The 532-nt window shown below is 55.1% G+C and carries 1 rRNA gene; it reads left to right on the top strand.

Annotation, left to right across the window (positions count from 1 at the left end):
• Positions 1-532, top strand: a 23S ribosomal RNA gene (locus AAH446_RS19705); the annotation flags it as partial.

Genomic DNA, 532 nt, shown 5'->3' with positions numbered 1-532 from the left:
GAAGGTGGACTGTGAGGTCTGCTGGAGGTATCAGAAGTGCGAATGCTGACATGAGTAACGATAAAGCGGGTGAAAAGCCCGCTCGCCGGAAGACCAAGGGTTCCTGTCCAACGTTAATCGGGGCAGGGTGAGTCGACCCCTAAGGCGAGGCCGAAAGGCGTAGTCGATGGGAAACAGGTTAATATTCCTGTACTTGGTGTTACTGCGAAGGGGGGACGGAGAAGGCTATGTTGGCCGGGCGACGGTTGTCCCGGTTTAAGCGTGTAGGCTTGTGTTCCAGGCAAATCCGGAACACTTTAAGGCTGAGGCGTGATGACGAGTCACCACGGTGATGAAGCAACAAATGCCCTGCTTCCAGGAAAAGCCTCTAAGCATCAGGTAACACGAAATCGTACCCCAAACCGACACAGGTGGTCAGGTAGAGAATACCAAGGCGCTTGAGAGAACTCGGGTGAAGGAACTAGGCAAAATGGTGCCGTAACTTCGGGAGAAGGCACGCTGGCGCGTAGGTGGAGGGACTTGCTCCCCGAGC

Source organism: Erwinia psychrophila (assembly GCF_039023475.1).
In the GTDB taxonomy this organism is placed as follows: domain Bacteria; phylum Pseudomonadota; class Gammaproteobacteria; order Enterobacterales; family Enterobacteriaceae; genus Erwinia.
Note: the sequence above shows the minus strand (reverse complement) of the source record. Positions and strands in the feature narration are given on the sequence as shown.